The sequence below is a fragment of the Burkholderia sp. WSM2230 genome, from assembly GCF_000472445.1.
In the GTDB taxonomy this organism is placed as follows: domain Bacteria; phylum Pseudomonadota; class Gammaproteobacteria; order Burkholderiales; family Burkholderiaceae; genus Paraburkholderia.
The window spans coordinates 1,149,691-1,166,757 of record NZ_AXAJ01000001.1 but is presented as its reverse complement, the minus strand read 5'-3'; the positions used below and the strand labels follow the sequence as shown (position 1 = coordinate 1,166,757).

The 17,067-nt window shown below is 60.7% G+C and carries 14 protein-coding genes; 2 read left to right on the top strand and 12 right to left on the bottom strand.

The window, feature by feature from the left end; genetic code table 11:
* Window positions 1-17: 17 nt before the first annotated feature.
* The 6 genes from A3AC_RS0105340 to A3AC_RS0105315 all read right to left on the bottom strand — a co-directional run bounded on the left by A3AC_RS0105340 (window position 18) and on the right by A3AC_RS0105315 (window position 6,222).
* Complete coding sequence (locus A3AC_RS0105340; protein WP_025597776.1) at window positions 18-1,238, bottom strand: CaiB/BaiF CoA transferase family protein; 1,221 nt, start codon at window positions 1,236-1,238, stop codon at window positions 18-20.
* A 97-nt stretch (window positions 1,239-1,335) separates the two neighbouring features.
* Window positions 1,336-1,755, bottom strand: a complete 420-nt coding sequence (locus A3AC_RS0105335; RefSeq protein WP_025597775.1) for a Zn-ribbon domain-containing OB-fold protein — start codon at window positions 1,753-1,755, stop codon at window positions 1,336-1,338.
* A gap of 21 nt (window positions 1,756-1,776) precedes the next feature.
* Window positions 1,777-2,988, bottom strand: coding sequence for a thiolase family protein (locus A3AC_RS0105330; RefSeq protein ID WP_025597774.1), 1,212 nt, complete (start codon window positions 2,986-2,988; stop codon window positions 1,777-1,779).
* An 11-nt stretch (window positions 2,989-2,999) separates the two neighbouring features.
* A complete protein-coding gene (locus tag A3AC_RS0105325; RefSeq protein ID WP_025597773.1) occupies window positions 3,000-3,497 on the bottom strand; it encodes a MaoC family dehydratase in 498 nt (165 codons plus the stop codon).
* A 93-nt stretch (window positions 3,498-3,590) separates the two neighbouring features.
* A complete protein-coding gene (locus tag A3AC_RS0105320; RefSeq protein WP_025597772.1) occupies window positions 3,591-4,733 on the bottom strand; it encodes an acyl-CoA dehydrogenase family protein in 1,143 nt (380 codons plus the stop codon).
* A gap of 334 nt (window positions 4,734-5,067) precedes the next feature.
* Window positions 5,068-6,222 carry a CaiB/BaiF CoA transferase family protein gene (locus tag A3AC_RS0105315; protein ID WP_025597771.1) on the bottom strand — a complete coding sequence of 385 codons (1,155 nt, stop codon included), beginning with the start codon at window positions 6,220-6,222 and terminating at the stop codon, window positions 5,068-5,070.
* Between the two features lie 359 nt (window positions 6,223-6,581).
* Here A3AC_RS0105315 and A3AC_RS0105310 point away from each other — a divergent pair, with 359 nt between their 5' ends.
* On the top strand, window positions 6,582-8,090 hold the full coding sequence (locus tag A3AC_RS0105310; protein WP_025597770.1) for an aldehyde dehydrogenase: 1,509 nt from the start codon (window positions 6,582-6,584) through the stop codon (window positions 8,088-8,090).
* 104 nt (window positions 8,091-8,194) lie between these two features.
* On the opposite strand, the gene A3AC_RS0105305 is transcribed toward A3AC_RS0105310, so the two are convergent.
* The 6 genes from A3AC_RS0105305 to A3AC_RS0105280 form a co-directional block, all read right to left on the bottom strand.
* Window positions 8,195-9,406 (bottom strand): ABC transporter substrate-binding protein, encoded by a 1,212-nt coding sequence (locus A3AC_RS0105305; protein ID WP_025597769.1) that lies wholly within the window; start codon window positions 9,404-9,406, stop codon window positions 8,195-8,197.
* An 89-nt stretch (window positions 9,407-9,495) separates the two neighbouring features.
* Complete coding sequence (locus tag A3AC_RS0105300) at window positions 9,496-10,236, bottom strand: ABC transporter ATP-binding protein (RefSeq protein ID WP_198017967.1); 741 nt, start codon at window positions 10,234-10,236, stop codon at window positions 9,496-9,498.
* Window positions 10,190-10,870: an ABC transporter ATP-binding protein gene (locus A3AC_RS0105295; RefSeq protein ID WP_198017966.1), complete on the bottom strand. Its 681-nt coding sequence runs from the start codon at window positions 10,868-10,870 to the stop codon at window positions 10,190-10,192. The genes A3AC_RS0105300 and A3AC_RS0105295 overlap by 47 nt, the downstream gene beginning before the upstream one ends.
* 74 nt (window positions 10,871-10,944) lie before the next feature.
* On the bottom strand, window positions 10,945-11,937 hold the full coding sequence (locus tag A3AC_RS0105290; protein ID WP_025597766.1) for a branched-chain amino acid ABC transporter permease: 993 nt from the start codon (window positions 11,935-11,937) through the stop codon (window positions 10,945-10,947).
* Between the two features lie 2 nt (window positions 11,938-11,939).
* Window positions 11,940-12,821 carry a branched-chain amino acid ABC transporter permease gene (locus A3AC_RS0105285; RefSeq protein WP_025597765.1) on the bottom strand — a complete coding sequence of 294 codons (882 nt, stop codon included), beginning with the start codon at window positions 12,819-12,821 and terminating at the stop codon, window positions 11,940-11,942.
* Between the two features lie 12 nt (window positions 12,822-12,833).
* On the bottom strand, window positions 12,834-14,126 hold the full coding sequence (locus A3AC_RS0105280; RefSeq protein ID WP_025597764.1) for an acetyl-CoA hydrolase/transferase family protein: 1,293 nt from the start codon (window positions 14,124-14,126) through the stop codon (window positions 12,834-12,836).
* A gap of 2,216 nt (window positions 14,127-16,342) precedes the next feature.
* Here A3AC_RS0105280 and A3AC_RS0105265 point away from each other — a divergent pair.
* Window positions 16,343-17,065 carry a carboxymuconolactone decarboxylase family protein gene (locus A3AC_RS0105265; RefSeq protein WP_232231897.1) on the top strand — a complete coding sequence of 241 codons (723 nt, stop codon included), beginning with the start codon at window positions 16,343-16,345 and terminating at the stop codon, window positions 17,063-17,065.
* Window positions 17,066-17,067: the final 2 nt, after the last annotated feature.

Genomic DNA, 17,067 nt, shown 5'->3' with positions numbered 1-17,067 from the left:
TTCTCCATTTGCAACGCTCATTCTGCTTGAGGCAAGTTGGCGGTCTCGATCGTTTGCGCGCCGCCGGAATTCAACATGCTGTCGATTTCACCGCGGCTGAAGCCGTACTCCGACAGCAGTTGCACAGAATGTTCGCCAAGACGCGGCGCCGGGTAACGCAATTGCGGCGCGCTTTCACTCCATTGCTGCGCGATTCCCAACGTACGGATCCGGCCTTCGGACGGATGGTCCTGTTCGGCGAAGAATCCGACTGCCTTCATATGCGCATCGTCGAGCAGCGTCTCAGGCGTATTCATTTCGATAATCGGAATGTCGGCCTCACTCAACTGTTCGACCCATTCTGCCGACGTCTTCGTCTCGAAGACGCGCGCGAGAAAGCCGTATAGATAGGCAATGTTTTCCGTGCGTCCGCCGATATTATTGAAGCGCGGATCCTCCGCCATCTCGGGATGACCGGACAGAACAAAAAAGCGTTTCCAGTGATGATCCGCGTAGACGTTGACCCCGATATAGCCATCGAGCGTGCGATATGGACGACGATCCGGATTCATCATGCGTGCATACCCCCAATCGCCTATCGGCGGCACGAACGTATGGCCGTACAAGTGATCACCAAGTACGAAATGCGCAAACGTCTCCAGCATCGGTACAAACACCTGTTGACCGACTCCTGTCTTCTCTCGTCTATACAACGCCATCGACACTGCGTTGCTGGTCGCCATGCCGACAACCCGATCGGCAACCGCGGTCGCGACATAGCTGGGCGGCCCTTCCTTGCGGCTTTGCAGCACCGGCATGCCCACCGCCGCCTGGATAAGATCGTCGTACGCGGGGCGCGACGCATACGGTCCGTTCTGGCCGAACCCGAACGCGCCGCAATAGATGATTCGCGGATTGACCTTGCGAACGTCTTCGTAGGCGATACCGAGTTTGGCCATCGTATGCGGACGCATGCTGTAAAGCAGCACGTCGGCGACTCCCACCATCCGCTTCAGCGCGCCGATCCCATCGGGATGCTTCAGGTCCAGGACGAGGCTGCGCTTGTTACGATTAAGGTGCAGAAAGATCGGACCCATTCCTGGGTGCCGGCAGGGGCCGATGTTGCGCGTCGTGTCTCCTTCGCGCGATTCGATCTTGCAGACGTCCGCACCCATGTCCCCAAGCAGCAGCGACGCATACGGGCCCATGAAATTGGACGTCAGATCGAGGATGCGCACGCCTTCAAGTGGTCCCGCCATGCTGGACCTCCGGGCCGGGCCGCATCGTCTCGTATGCGCAGTTGAAATTGAGCAGCTTCACAACGTCTCCTCCAACTTATTGAACAGCGGTTGGTTCTCACTTATCCGACAACGCAAACACGGGCAGCTTCTGCTCGCCGCGCTGGACGAACCTTGCTGCGACACGCCGGCCGATGTGCACCGCTTCTGGCGCAGCGTCGATCTGCGCGAAAAGGTAGTAACCTTCGTCCATCTTGATGAAGCCGACGGTGTAAGGCGCGATCTCCGTCCATACCGGCGTGGGCCCACGCATGATCGTGCTGTGCGAGTAAATCTCGCCGCGGCCGCTCGACGCTTCCCAGGTGAGCGATTTCGAGCCGCAATGCGTGCAGAACGAGTGGGCCGGCCACACCGCCTGGGTGCAATCAGTGCAGCGCTGGAAGGTCACCTTTTCGTCTGACAGCGCTTCCCAATACGGTTGCGCGTCGAGCAGACGATAGGGCTGCGGCCAGGAATTTGACGCATGAGTCTCTGTCATAGCTTGCTCTCAATCAAGGGATCAGGACGCGGACGACAGCAGCAGCACGGCGCCGGCCGCGAGCATTCCGCCCGCCCCTTGCACCAGCACGGTCTTGGGGCGGCGCGACGGTGCGAGCCCCAGCGGCTCGCCGCGTAACTGACGGACCGCCTCTATCATGCTGTCCATGTTGCACGAGATGCCCGGCTGACCAAACGACAACCAACCGCCGTTGGTATCGGTGGGAAGGTCGCCATCGACACCGGTGCGGCCCTCGCGGTACAGATCGATGCCGCGCCCCTTCTTCGCGAAACCCAGGTCCTCCATCACGATCGGCCCCATGTGCGCGAAGTTCACCGAGATCTGCGTCATGTCCACGTCCGCTGGACTCAGGCCAGACATCGCGTAGGCCTGGCGGGCTGCCTCAGCCGTCGCGGTGGTCGTCAGGTTAGGGAACGTGCCGAGACTGTGGAACTTGCAGCTGCGCATGTTCATGCGATCGGTCAGATACTCATGCGTCGTCGCCGATCCGTAGCCGAGCAGGTACACCGCATTGCGCGCACCGCGCGCCTTCTCGGGCGACGTTACAATCAACGCGCCGCCCGTGCCGCCACCCCAGGTCGAGCACATCCAGCGACGCAGCGGTGTTGCGACGTAGGGTGACTCCAGCACCTTCGCGCGGTCGATCTCGCCGAATTTCGCCTTCGCCGCATGCGGGTGATGCCGGCCCCAACGCTGATTCGCAATCGCCACGTCGGCCAGGTCTGTCTCCGTGATGCCGAACTCGTGGAAATAGCGATGCGCCGCCTGCGCATAAAGCGCCGGAATCGTCGGGCCGTATGGAATCTCGAACTGCGGATCGGCATCGGCTTCCGCGCCCATTGCCACCGCGTCGACAAACAACTCTGTCGCGTCACTTTGCAGGCATAGCACGTAGTCGGCCTGACCCGCCGCGATCATCTGCGTCGCGATCGCGAGCGTCGAGGTTAGCCCTGCGCCATGCATCGTCACCTCGCTCGTCAGCGTCACCGGCATCTGCATGTGCGAGATGAAGATGTTGCTCCATTGCGAGCGCTTGTCAGCCCAGGGCGAGCGCCCCGTGAACACCGCGTCGAGCTGCTCCCTGGTAATGCCCGCATCGGCGAGCGCGGCGTGGGTTGCTTCGGCGGCGAGTTGCAGCGGGTCCTTGCGGTCGGCGCGGGACGCGTAGGCGTCTCCCATGCCGATGATGGCCGCGACTGGTTTGGGCGTCATGCTGGCGCTCCTCAGACCTTGAACTCAGGCTGAGCCTCGGCGATCAGCGCCTCCAGATCCGCGCGCCGACGCAGCATCAAGAGGCTCCACTCGCTGCGCTGGACTGCTTCGCCGTGCTGGTTGTAGGCCTGAATCAACATCGTACCGACGCCATACTTATCGTCCTTCTCCTTCTTGCCGATGACTTCCGCGCTGGCGTAAACCGTATCGCCAATCTTCACCGGGCTCAGGAAGCGCATCTTGTCGACGCCGTAATTCGCCTGAATCGCCGGTCCAAACTGCAGCAGGCCGGAGATCAGCGAAAACGTCAGCATGCCCTGGACAATACGCTCGCCCCAGCGGGTCTTCTCCGCGTATTCCCTGTTCGAATGGATCTCGATCCAATTGCCGGTGAACATACAGAACATCACCACATCGCTTTCGGTGACGGTGCGGCCCGGCGAACGGAATTTGTGACCGACCTCCAGTTCGTCCAGAGGAATGTTGATGCTGTTGTTGACGACGCTCATTGCCAGGTCTCCTGAGAAATTGGATCGACGAGGCGGGCGCGCTGTGCGGCGCGCCCCGCTCGTCCGCATCATGTTGATGAACTCGCGCGCGCGTTACTGACGCATCGACTTCGCGATGATCGTGCGCTGGATCTGCGAGGTGCCGCCGCCGATTGTCGACTGGATGCTCTCGCGCAGATAGCGCTCCATGTCCGCCTCAGGCAAGTTCGCGTAGCCGCCGAGAATCTGCATGCCGGCCAGCGCGCATTCCTTCAGCGTTTCCGAGCCGTAAAGCTTCGCCATCGATACTTCGCGCGCGCACGGCACATGTTTTGCGGCCAGTTGCGCGGCGCGGTAGCAAAGCAGCCGCGCTGCGTCCACCTTCGTCTGGCAATCAGCCAGCATGTGGCGAATCACCTGAAATTCGTACAACTGCTTGTTGAACTGGATGCGATCGTGCGCGTAGCGCGTCGCAGTGGTCACCGCCTGTTGCGCATTACCCGTGTACGCCGCCGCCACCGCGCAGCGCTCGAGTTCGAGATGTTCTGTGATGATTTTCCAGCCTTGGCCCACTTCTCCCAGCAGCGCTTCTGCCGGCACGCGCACTTCGTCGAGGAAAATTTCCGTCGTACCGGTTGCGTGGCGCGACAATGTCGGCAACTTGTTGATCACCATTCCCGGTGTGTCGTTCGGAATCAGCAGTACTGACAAACCGCCATGCTTGTCATCCGCGTCGGTGCGCACGAGCATCGCGATCACAGTATTCTTCGCCGCCGCGCCGCTGCACCACAACTTCTGACCGCTCACAATCCAGTCGCCGTTGGTGTCACGGCGCGCGCGGGTCTTGGTGTTCGACGCGTCCGAGCCCGCGTCCGGCTCCGAAATGGACACCGAAAAGCGGATCTCGCCGTCGATGAACGGCTTCACATATTTTGCCTTCTGCTCAGGGGTGCCGAACTTGATGATGTTCATCGCCGTGAACGTCGGCACCAGCACCGAGCACGCAAAGTCGAAGCCGAATTTGCCGAGGCCCTCCGCCATCAGCGAGTAGTCGAAGATATCGCCGCCAGAGCCGCCCTCCTCCTCCGGGATCAGAATGCCCAGCCAGCCCTGCTTCGCAATCTTCTCGTACGCTTCATACGGGTAATCGCGATTCATGTCGCACTTGCGCACATATTCGACGGTGATCTCGTTGTCCATGAATTTGTTCACGGTGTCGAGCCACATGGTTTGGGATTCGTCCAGGAAGTTAGTCACTTGTCTTCGCTCCAGTTATTCGGCTTCTGCTTGTGCATCTGCCTTAGTCATCGTGTTAATCAGATTAAGGCCCGGCATTGCGCAATCCAACTGAGCATTTGTGAAGCCTCGATTCGAAAATATCGAAGGTTGTGCCTGGCCAGGGAATCGTGTCGTGTCATGCCGCGCAGCGGCACCACGCGCATTGCGTTGCTGGGGTCGCGCGTGAGAACGCCGCGCGCACGCGGTTTGTTGCAGCACGCGAGCGGTGTCGAAATGAAAGCGGAGTGGCTAGTTTGGTGCCCGCAATGCGGCGACGCGCGATCATGCAACCGCCGCTTTCTGGCATTACGCGTTACACGATTGCGCCGGCTTCACGCAGAACAGTCAGTTCCTCGGCGCTGAACCCCCAGTCGCCGAGTGCCGAGTCGGTATGCTCGCCGGGGCGTGCGGGAGCGCGCTGGATGGCACCGGGAGTCCGGCTAAAACGCGGTGCAGGCGCCGGCTGAACAACTCCGTCGCGCTCGACAAAGGTCTGCCTCGCCCGAAGATGCGGATGATGTGGCGCCTCGGACAGCGACATCACCGGCGCGAAACAGACTTCGCGGCCTTCGGCCAACGCGCACCATTCATCGCGCGTGCGCGTGCGGAACGCGTCGGCAAATATCGAGTGAACCTCCGGCCAGCGCGATCGATCATGCTGCTCCGGCATGTCCTCTTCGCGCAACCCTAGTACTTGCAAAGTATTGCGCCAGAAACGCGCCTCATTCGAACCCACGCTGATCCAGCGGCCGTCCTTAGTCTCGTAGACGTTGTACCAGGGAGCACCCGAGTCCAGGCGATTGACACCGCGCTCGTCCTTCCAGTACCCGCTGGCAAGCATGCCGTAGAAAAGCGTCATCAGCGATGCCGAGCCGTCGACCATCGCCGCATCCACCACCTGCCCGTTGCCCGACCGCTTGCTCTCGAGAATCGCTGACACGACGCCGAGCGCGAGATACAACGATCCGCCGCCGAAATCGCCGGCGAGGTTCAACGGAATGGCCGGCGGTCCGCCCGCGGCGCCGACTGAATGGAGCACGCCGGTCAGCGAGATGTAATTGATGTCGTGGCCCGGCGCCTGCGCAAGCGGCCCATCCTGGCCCCAGCCCGTCATGCGACCATAGACCAAGGCTGGATTCACCGCGAGGCAGGCGTCAGGCCCAAGACCCAGCTTTTCGGCGACGCCAGGCCGGAACCCTTCGACAAGCGCGTCTGCCTGACTGACGAGCTTCAGGACCGCGTCGGCCGCTTCTTTCTTCTTCAGGTCAAGCGCTGCGCTGCGGCGCCCACGATTAAGCAGGTTGAAACGCGGATCGCCGGGCACGCCACCGTCGTAGCCGGGCGGCCGGTCGATGCGGATGATGTCCGCACCGAGATCCGAAAGCAGCATGCAGCAGAATGGGATCGGCCCGACGCCGCCCAACTCCACGATTCTGATGCCCGAAAGCGGGCCTTGAGCACTGTGCATTGTCGCGGTCTCCTCACGAATTGGTTTAATAGCCTACCCTCGGTGTCAAAAGAGTCCAATCGCGGAAAATCGAAGCGGGACTTCGACAGGATCGAAGTATGGCGACATGCCTGTGGTGCGGCCACCACGGTTCATTGCGCCAGCACGCGCGGCGTGCCCCCGTTTTAAAACCCGGAACAATCTCCAGGCTTGCATGGACCTCCGGCATCGGCACGTCATAGTGTCCAAACTTCAGCGGGATTCTCGCTGCAACCAAACAATTCCTGATTAATACGCCGCTTCCGCGCTCTGCCACATACCTGCTCGAGCCTGGGCGACCACCATTCCCGCACGAAGCCGCACCCTTCCTGGAGCCTCGAATGTCGAACCCAACATCCGCCACTGCGAGCGACACGCCGCTGCCGCGCTACGAGCATCTGTACATCAACGGCGAATGGGTCAAGCCGGTCGATGGCGAACTCGTCGAGAGCATCGATCCAGCAACTGGCAAGCCGTGGGCCATTGCGCCAATGGGGGGCCCGCAAGATATCGACCGCGCGGTGGCCGCAGCACGGGAAGCATTCAATGGCCCGTGGCGACGCACGCCCGGGCACGAGCGGGCCGCATTGCTGCGCCGCCTCGCCGATCTGTTCAGCGCAGCGATTCCCGAGCTCGCGGTCATCGAGTCGCGGGACAACGGCAATCTCGTGCGGGACCACCGCGGCAGCCTGACCGCACAGGTTCAGTGGTATCAATGGTTCGCGTCGCTGGCGGACAAGGCGCAGGGCACCACGATCCCGATCGACGACAGCGTGCATGCGTTCACGACGCGTGTGCCAATCGGCGTAGTCGGTGCCATCATTCCGTGGAACGCGCCGCTGCTCGCGACGTGCCTCAAGGTGGGTGCCGCGCTCGCGGCAGGCTGCACGGTCGTTGTCAAGCCCGCCGAGCAAACGCCCGTGTCGGCGCTGGAACTCGCGCGGCTCGTCCATGAGGCCGGCTTTCCACCAGGCGTATTCAACGTGGTGCCAGGCTACGGACGCACAGCCGGCGCGCATCTCGTCAAACACCCGGACGTGAACAAGATTTCGTTCACCGGTGCCAGTCAGACCGCGAAGCACATGGTGCACGACGGCGCCGATAACCTGAAGCGCTTCACGTTCGAACTCGGCGGCAAGGCCCCTCATATCATTTTCGCCGACGCGGACCTCGACAACGCGATCAATGCAGCAACGGCCTCGGCGTGGCGGCTGACCGGCCAGAGCTGCGCGCTGGGTTCCCGCGTAGTGGTCGAACGTTCGATCTACGAGCGCGTTGTCGATGCGTTCCGAACCCGCGCACAATCCGTGCGGGTCGGCCTGCCGTCGGTCGATTCGAATCACATGGGTCCGCAGTCGCACGAAGAGCAGCTCAACAAGACGCTCTCGTACATCGAAATCGGTAAGCAGGAGGGTGCGGAACTCATCGCCGGTGGCCACCGCATCGCGACGCCCGAGCTCGCGCCCGGCTACTTCGTCGAACCGACCGTGTTTGCAGGCGTCACGAACCAGATGCGAATCGCGCGCGAGGAAATTTTCGGCCCTGTTGCGTCGCTGATCCCGTTCGACGGCGAAGAAGAGGCGATCGCGATCGCGAACGATTCTCCGTACGGCCTCACCGCGGGCCTGTGGACGCGCGACGTCGGGCGTGCGCACCGCATCTCGAATCGCATCGAGGCCGGCATGGTGTGGGTCAATACGTACTCGTTTCTTCGTTGGTCGACGCCTTATGGAGGATTCAAGGCTAGCGGCTGGGGCCGCGAGAACGGTATCGATGCCCTCGATCCGTACCTCGAGACGCGGACGACCGTGATAAGCACGACGGGCCAGTTCCCGAACCTGTTCACCTGAGATCATCAGGCACGCTGCAAGGCGTGCATGGTTCATGCCGCCGGCCGCCGAACCGGACTTCATCCCGGTTGGGCGGCTGGCGGTGTACACGAAAGCACTGCGTGCTACTGCGCCTGCCGTGACTTCATCACCACGGATTCCGACGGCTGCAACGTCGCGCCGGGAATGACATCGGTAACCTTCATGACGGGTTGCTTCAGTTCCTTGCTGTATTCGACGCTACCAAGGAACATCGGCGTATCCGCCTGATGGTCGTATTTCGCGAAATGCAGCGTGCCGCGTATCACTTTGAAGTCGGACGATTCGACCGCGCGCATCACCGCGTCCGCGTCGGTTGTCTTCGCGGTCGTGGCTGCCTGTGCCCAGATCATCACGCACTCGTACGCTGACGTGGTCCAGTCCGATGGCACGACGCCGTACTTCCCCTTGAACTCATTAACGTATTCCTTCGACTGCGGACTGGCCGTGGCCAGATACGACGCTGGCACAAACTGGCCTCCGTCGCTGCCCACAGGAGCGAATTGGCCTAACGACTTCAACGTGCTCTCGTCATACAGCGCAATGAACCGGTCGTTGATCTGCTTGAAGAATCCAACGGCTGTGGCCTGCTTGGAGAAGGTCACCAGATCGCTTCCGTACAGGCTTGTGAACACATAATCCGGCTTCGCCGCGAGAACCTTGTTGATGGTCGCGGTGTAGTCGATCGCACCGAGCTTCGGATACTCCTCAATCACGAACTCGACCTTAGGATTCATCTCCTTCATGAGTTCCATGAAGCGGATCGCGTTGGTACGGGCGCCCGCATAGTCGGCCGCCACTACGGCGTAGCGCTTGTACGGCATCTTCGCCAATCGGGTCGCCATCGCCCGCGTCTGGAAATAGCCGTTCACCGCGATCGAAAAGACATACGGCTGGAACGACTTCATCGTGATGTCCTCGGACCCCGAAGCCGACACGCACATGGGCACCTTGAGCCTGGCCGATACCGTTTTGCTGACCGCGAGCGTGCCCGACGATGACTGCGGCGCCACCAGCATGACCGCGCCCCCCTGCACCAGCGCCGCAGCCTGGTTGCTCGCGCGCTGCGGATTGGTGCCGTTGTCCTGATAGTCGAATACGACCGGCTGACCGAGCACGCCCCCGCGCTTATTCAGCACGTCGACCGCGTATTGCACGCCGAGCAGGCTGTCCTTGCCGACCTCGGCCGCGGGCCCGGACAGATCAAAGGAGCCGCCAATTTTTATTGGAGTGCCTGCGTGCGCGCTACCCAATACCGACGCAATACCCAGAAGCGCCGGCAGCGTTATCGTCTTCATCCTGTCTCCTTACCTATGTCGATTGGAATTATCTGGTCAAGCGCAAGCCGTTCACGGCGAACGCGACCGGACCGGACCGGACCGGCATATCATTCGCGGATCGGAACGACGCGGGGCTGCACGGCAGCCTCGACGGAGAAATCCCGGCCGAGCGGCGCAATGGCGCCCTTGTCGATTGAATACCACCGCTGGCATATCAGGTCGGTGAACTTGACGTTCTGCTCGGCGATGAGCATGGCCATGCCGCTTTCGCGCAACGTATTGATCGCCTTCGCGAGCCGCAGCACGACGATCGGCGCGAGCCCCTCGCTCGGCTCGTCGAGCAACAGCAGACGCGGCTTGAGCAGAAGAGCGCGCGCGATCGAGACCATCTGGCGTTCTCCCCCAGATAGCTTGCCGGCGTACCGCTGGCGCAGCTTGTGCAATTCAGGGAACAGATCGAAGACTCCGTCCAACTGGCCGGGCGAGGGGCTTCTCACGCCGATAGTGAGGTTTTCCGACACCGTGAGCGATTTGAACAAGCGGCCGCCGCTCGGCACTATCGCGAGCCCGGCCGCCACGCGTTTGTTCGCCGGAAGTTTCGCGAGCTCCACCCCGTCGAGTGTGGTGCTGCCTGCCGTCTGCATAATGAGTCCGGCAACTGACGCAATGAACGTCGTCTTTCCGGCGCCGTTGCGCCCAATCAGCCCGACAACCTCGCCATGATTGACGGAGATTGCACCGCCACGAATTACCTTGACGCGACCGTAGCCCGCGTCCAGTTCCGCGACCCGTAGGGCCTCTTCAGATCTCTTCTCCAAAATAGGCCTCCTTAACGCGGTGATCGGCACGCACGACGTTCGGTTCGCCGTCGACCAGCACGGTCCCGGCAACCAGCACGATCACGCGGGTCGCAAATGAAAACACGATGTCCATGTCGTGCTCGACGAACACAATCGGCATCTTTTCGTTGGTCGCGATCGTCCGGATCAAACTCAAACATTCACGCGATTCGTCACGTCCCATACCGGCAGTCGGTTCGTCCAGCAGCAGCAGCTTCGGGCCGGTGGACAGCGCCACCGCTAGCTCGAGTTTGCGTTGATCGCCGTACGACAGTTCAGCGGAAAGTACCGCCCGCTTGCTTGCAAGGCCGACTTTTTCGAGCAGCGCTTCCGCGTCGTCGTTCGTCGTTCGCACAGCCGGACTCAACATATTCCACGAACGTCCTTGGGCCAGCATGAGACCTATCTGTACGTTTTCCTGTGCCGTGTAGCCGGGAAACACGCTGCTGACTTGAAACGAGCGTCCCACACCTCGCTTGACACGCAGCCACGGCGGCTGGCGCGTCACCCGTTCGCCGAACACACGCACCTCTCCCCGGTCCGGCAATTTGCGGCCGGTCAGCAGGTCGAAAAGCGTACTCTTGCCGGCGCCATTAGGCCCGATGATGCCGACCGCCTCGCCACCTCGCACGGCAAACGACACGTCATTGACGGCCGTGAAGCCGGAGAAAGACTTCATGAGATTCGATGCCTGTAGCACCGGCTCGAGGTTCTGTTTCATCGCTGCCCCTCCACTTCTTTCTGCGAAGACGGCACCGCCTCGCCCATGAAGCGCTGTGCGCCGAACAATCGGGACAGCAGCGCCTTGATTTTCGGACCGACGCCTTCCGGAAACAGAAGCGCACACAGAATCACCAGCGTACCGACGACGAGGTCGGAGTTGGATGAGTGCGCCTGCACATAGGTGCGCGGAACCTCCAGCACGAGCGTGCCGAGTACTGGGCCGAGAAAGGCAGAGCGGCCGCCCAGTGCGATCATCATCAGCAGCATTGCGCTCGTGACCCATGAGAACAGGTGAGGATCCACGCTCCCATCCACGCCGGCCAGCACGACGCCGAAGAGCGACCCGAGCGCGCCGGCCATTACGAATACAGCAACCTCATAACGTTTAGGATTTCCACCCAGCGACGCGACCCGGTCGGCGTTGTCTCTGACCGCGCCGAGCAACGCGCCGAACGGTGATGCGACGAGCTTCAGCAGAACCACGCACACGACGATCGTGACCACGACTGCAAAACGATACTGTGCGGCACCGTTGCCGAGCCACGTGGGTACCGTCACGCCGACGAGGCCATCGTCGCCGCCCGTCAGGTTGTAGTTCGACACTATGAACACGAATGCGATCTGTCCGATGGCCAGCGTCAGCAAGCCGAAGAAGAGATGCCGCGCACGCAGCGAAATCAAGGCGGTGAGCAACGACACCGGCACGGATACCGCCAGTGCCAGCCCCGCGCCGGCCCAGTACGACATCCCGAATCTGATCGTCGAGATTGCCACGACATAGGCGCCGAGGCCAATAAACAGTCCGTGGCCCAGCGAGAGCAAACCCGTCGCACCTACGAGAAGATTCAAGCTCATCGCCGCGCCCGCGAAGATCACCATTCGCGTGATTTCGGGCAGATGAGCTTCGGACATCGCGTATGGCAGCAGGCATAGCACGATACCCACCAGCAGCGACATCAATAGTGTCTTTCCGGTGAACTGCTTCATGACTACTCTCTCCCTACGATCGTGCGCAGACCGGTTGGCCTGAATATGAGGACGATCACCATGACCGCGAAGATAACCATTTCACTGCCGTGGTCGAGCACCATAGTCGACAGCGATTCCGCGATTCCGATCAGGAGCGCGGCCGCCAGGCTTCCCCAAATGGCGCCCAGTCCGCCAATGACAATCACCGCAAATGCAATGACGACGATCTGAACGTCCAGTCCAGTGTTGATGGCACCCCGCGGCACCGCCACGACGCCCGCGACCCCGGCCAGCAATGCGGCCACGCCCATCACCGTGGTTCGTAGCCGTTTCACGTCGATGCCCACGGCTTCAAGCATCTGCGGATCGTCCACGGCGGCGCGAATCAGGCGTCCGGTTCTGCTCTTCGTCATGACCACCCACAAATAGACGGCCACGACGGCCGTCACCGCTAGCACTGCGAGCTGATAGGTGGCGAGCCTGAATCCGGCAAGCTCGACGAATCCTGAGAGCTGTTTGGGTGCGGACATCGATAAGGATTGGGTGCCGAAGACGATGCGCGCGAGGTTGTTTAGCAAGAGCATGAGGCCGAACGATACGAGCAGTTGGCCCCACATCCCAGTTGCGTACACCCTGCGAAATAACCCAAGTTCGAGCACGCACGCGAAAAGCGCCATTACGACCGGCACGGCGAAGATCGCGACAACGAAGCCAAGCTCGGGGCCAAAGGACTGAATGCATGTTGCGCCGCAAAACGCGGCGAGCATGAAGAATGATCCGTGCGCCAGATTGACCACACCCATCGCGCCCCACAACAAGGTCAAGCCAGACGCGACAAGAAAGTAAAGGCCCCCATTCGCGAAGCCGGCGAGGAGCTGTGCTCCAAGTAGTTGCCAGTTCATTTGCAATGCTCCTCAATAGTTCTGTCGCGCTTCGCGTTCGAGCCGCTCGCGGTGATCAGGATGCGCAACGGCGATCAAACGTGGAATACGTTGCGCAAGCGAAAGACCGCGCAAGTCGGCGGCGCCATATTCGGTGACGATCACGCACGCGTCGCTTCGCGGTATCGTCACCGGCCCCGACAGCTGCATTACGATCCGGCTGTGCCGACCCGCGGTCGACGGCAACGCGATAATCGGCACACCGCCCGGACTGAACTGCGCTGCGCGAAGAAAGTCACCGATTCCCCCAACCGCGCCGACATAGGTGCCGCCGGCTACCTCGGCATTCACCTGACCTGTCAGATCCACCTCCACGGCCGAGTTGATGGCGACGAAGCGGTGGATACTGCGCAGCACGTCCGGGCTGTGCGTGTACTCTGTGCCACGCAATACGAGCGCGGGATTGCGGTGCGCGAAGCGTCGAACGCGTTCGGACCCAATGATGACGCCGCCGACGGTGATACCTTTGTCGATGGACTTCCTCGCATTAGTGATAACACCGGCTTCGCAAAGAGCCGCGACACCGTCTCCAATGCTGCCGGAATGAATGCCCAGATCTCGCCTGTCCCGGAGCTGGGCAAGCACCGCGTCGGGAATGGCGCCGATGCCTGTTTGCAGTGTTGCGCCGTCGACCACCAGGGCCGCCACGTGTTGTCCTATCGCTTGTTCCACCGGACCAGGAACGGGCGCAGGAGCGTCTGGGAACGAAATGTTGGATTCCACTAGCAGATCGATATCGGACGCCCGCAGGTACGGCTCCCCATACGTCCACGGCACGTCGGGATGAACTTCAGCGATGATGGTGCGAGCGTTCCTGACTGCCTCGACCAGATATTCGCGCGCGAGCCCGAGGCTATAGCGGCCCTGTCCGTCCGGCGGCGATACGTGAAGCATCACGACGTCGATGCGCAGCGCGCCGCTCCGGATCAGCCCCGGAAGCTGGGAATAATGGGCGGGTAGGATGTCGAGTACGCCCGCGCGCGCCAGCTTACGGTTAGACCCGCTGCCGCAATACGCGAGAAAGTCGAATGCGTCGGCGTGCTCCGGTGCCAGCACATCGGCAAGGCCTATGCCGAGAAAGATGCGAATGCGCCGCAGCCGCTCGCGTTGCGCGACGAGCGCGCGCATCAGCGTCACGGGCTCGGCATGCGATTGGCCCCACATGACGGTGTCGCCCGGGCGGATCAGGTTAGCGAGATCCGGACAATCACTGAGCGCGGCAGGTGCGTTCTCTCCTTCTGGAAAAGTGCACGCTCCGTGGTTCATGCCAGACCGAGCACAGATGTGACTCGCCTCATTTCGTCTCCTCCGGCCGCTGGACCGGTATGATTATTTGACCAATCTGTGTTACCGCTTCACGAGCAAAAATCGCCGCTCGAATTTAGTATGTATGCCTAAATAGATGTAACTGAGAGGCGCTGCGAATCATTATTTTCCTGGCCCTACGGCAACAGCCATCGGCTCACGTATGGCATATGTCCGTCAAGCATCCGGAATAAACGTCGAGTCCATTGCATCATCGCCATGTTCCAGCGTCAACGCAGCTCTCACGAGTGTTCCGTACTTTGATGAAATGGTGAAAGTACGGTCCGTGCCTTCCGGTCAACGTAGGCAGTCTGGCCTGAACTACGGATGCTCCGCTACAAAGTCGCGACGCTGAGCACGAGGATCGTTTCCGCGCGCAACCTATGGATTTCCATTAGACGACCTATGTGCCGCTCACAGTACGGAACGCAGACGCAAGAGTTTATGAAACAACTCATACATTCGATGCTGGGGACGACGAGGCAATTCAGACGCATTCAGGTTCTAGCGCCGTGCTCTAATCGATTTAGCGCTTGCGACCGTGCCAGACTCGCGGCTCACATCCTGCGGAACGCGCAGGAGCACAGGACGCCGAATTCTCATTGGGCTTTTGTCGGTAGACAGCAACGAACGAAACACGCGAACGCCATTCATTGTCTGACCGCCCCGACTTCCCTGCTGGATGTCAATCCCCAAACGCTCGACGCTCGACGCTCAACGCTGTGCTTTTTTGCGCGTCCGTAGCTGTCATGTGCCTACGCAGCGCGCATCGTCAAGCGACGCGGGAATGGCGGGAAAACGTGCCATGCTCCATCGTCGTGCTGAAAAAAACAGATTGCCACATCACCGGTAGGCACCCTGGCCTCGACCCTAACGCAGCGCTTGCACTCCGCGCGCCGAAGGGAACGGACACGGAACGGGATCGCCCCGTTCGGCGTCAACCACCGCTCCACGGCGTCGCGCAAAGACTTTTGCATCGTTTCCATTTCGTCTCCTGCCTGAAATTCATGCCGCCCTACGGTTACCTCACCGCCTAAGCTCTCGCATCACTCATGTTCTCGACGATGTCACGAGGTATTTTGTCGGTGTCGGCTACGCGTTGTTCATTGCGGATCAAACGGTCACGTACGAAGCGCGCGATATTGTCTCGTAGCAGGGTCATCGCTTCGATATCGTGAGTCTCGGCTCCCGTCTTTCTGAATGATCGAGTCCTGTCCTCATCCTGCGACTTGACCCGCTCGAGCGTCAACGGCGCTGCTTGATACGTCCCGTACTTTGAATGTTGCATCAGCCCCTCAAGTGGGGCATTGCCGCTCGCCTGTCACGAGTATGAGAGCCAATGTGTTTCGAAGTACGGAATGCCTTTTCGCCCTTGAGCTTTTCTCGGTCGATGGAGGAGGCAGCCCGAAATCGGCATCAACCGGGCCAAAGTCGTGCACCGAGAGCAACGCCTACGACTGCCTCGTCCGCTGCCTCCCGCGGCTACGATCGTCGGTCGAACCTACGTCATGGCGATCCTTCGTGAGGTAAAGGCACTGCCGGTTTATCCTGATGCCGCATACCTGCACGGCTTGAACGCGGGTCCGAATCCAACTCATAGCCCCCGGGTCGTGCGTGCTGCCTGCTTTGAACGACTCATTCCGCACGGTCTTGCAACGTATGGCATTGACGGGGATGCAATTTGCCCGCAGCGGTTGCGACTACGATCGGATGCGAGACGGCAGCTCACTCATGCTGCGGGCCATTCGCGCCATGATATGGATCGGCGCCGCGCCGATTGGCTCCGGTAGGCCATGTCATTGATGGAAGCAGCGCCGCCCCGATCTCCACTGCGCAGCCAGCAAACCCTGCGGCCGCCGAGCGACGGTGCCTCTTTGTTCGTTGTTCCCGGTGATTCGAGTGATGCAGCCAGGACGACAATGAGGTCCTATTGCAAGTTTCCGTACTTTGAAACGTTCGGCTCATAGTCGCCACTCATTTCAATCCGCGGAACTCATTCGACTGTTGTCTTGCGCGAGGCTTGCCTGCAGACGCGTAATGATGGATGTGCGAGCGATTGCGCAATACCTCGTGCTGTGCCATGGGCGCGCACCGCATCTCTAATTGAACTTTCGACTTGTGAACATCAGCTAGACACCGGCGCACCAAGGAGACCTCCGATGACAGGCGCAGTAGACATGAAAACCGAATTTGAACGACTCCACGGTTTCTGGAACGATGCACTCGATCTTGCCGTAAAAGAACACATGACTTTCTTCAGCGACTATCTCGTGATGGCAAAAGTCGCGCTGGGGTCCGGCCATCTCGAGCCGAAGTTGTGCGACTTCGTGATGCTCGCAGCAAACGCAAGCGTGACCCACCTGAATCCGGAAGCTGTCGCACTGCACATCCAGGCGGCGATAAGCCACGGCGCAACGCGCGAAGAGATCGCCGAAGTGCTCCAGATTTCGTCCGTGCTCGGAATCCATGCTTACATGGTTGGGGTCCCTGTGCTGCTGGAGGAACTAGTCGCCGCCGGGATTTCACCGGATAAGGCCTTTCCGCTCGACGATAAGTTCGATCGCGTGAAATCTCAATTCACCCAACAGCGGGGCTACTGGAGCGAGCAATTGCAGTCGATGGTGCGCAGCTCTCCTGCGTTCTTTGAAGGCTATACTGCATTTTCATCGACACCCTGGCGATCAGGCACACTCGCGCCGGTTGTCAAGGAACTGCTGTACGTGGCTATCGATGTCTCGACGACACATCTGTTCGAGCCAGGCGTACGCATTCACACACGCAATGCACTGCGCTACGGCGCCACGCCGGAACAAATTCTGCAAGTAATGCAAATCGTTAGCTGCCTCGGTATGCAAAGCTTTCTTCTGGGCGCCACTCATTTGCAGGGCCGCTCGGCATGACT

Bases quoted from the DNA above. Each gene is read 5' to 3' on its own strand.
- A3AC_RS0105340 (WP_025597776.1), bottom strand. From the start codon at position 1,238: ATGGCGGGACCACTTGAAGGCGTGCGCATCCTCGATCTGACGTCCAAT.
- A3AC_RS0105335 (WP_025597775.1), bottom strand. From the start codon at position 1,755: ATGACAGAGACTCATGCGTCAAATTCCTGGCCGCAGCCCTATCGTCTG.
- A3AC_RS0105330 (WP_025597774.1), bottom strand. From the start codon at position 2,988: ATGACGCCCAAACCAGTCGCGGCCATCATCGGCATGGGAGACGCCTAC.
- A3AC_RS0105325 (WP_025597773.1), bottom strand. From the start codon at position 3,497: ATGAGCGTCGTCAACAACAGCATCAACATTCCTCTGGACGAACTGGAG.
- A3AC_RS0105315 (WP_025597771.1), bottom strand. From the start codon at position 6,222: ATGCACAGTGCTCAAGGCCCGCTTTCGGGCATCAGAATCGTGGAGTTG.
- A3AC_RS0105310 (WP_025597770.1), top strand. From the start codon at position 6,582: ATGTCGAACCCAACATCCGCCACTGCGAGCGACACGCCGCTGCCGCGC.
- A3AC_RS0105305 (WP_025597769.1), bottom strand. From the start codon at position 9,406: ATGAAGACGATAACGCTGCCGGCGCTTCTGGGTATTGCGTCGGTATTG.
- A3AC_RS0105290 (WP_025597766.1), bottom strand. From the start codon at position 11,937: ATGAAGCAGTTCACCGGAAAGACACTATTGATGTCGCTGCTGGTGGGT.
- A3AC_RS0105285 (WP_025597765.1), bottom strand. From the start codon at position 12,821: ATGAACTGGCAACTACTTGGAGCACAGCTCCTCGCCGGCTTCGCGAAT.
- A3AC_RS0105280 (WP_025597764.1), bottom strand. From the start codon at position 14,126: ATGAACCACGGAGCGTGCACTTTTCCAGAAGGAGAGAACGCACCTGCC.
- A3AC_RS0105265 (WP_232231897.1), top strand. From the start codon at position 16,343: ATGAAAACCGAATTTGAACGACTCCACGGTTTCTGGAACGATGCACTC.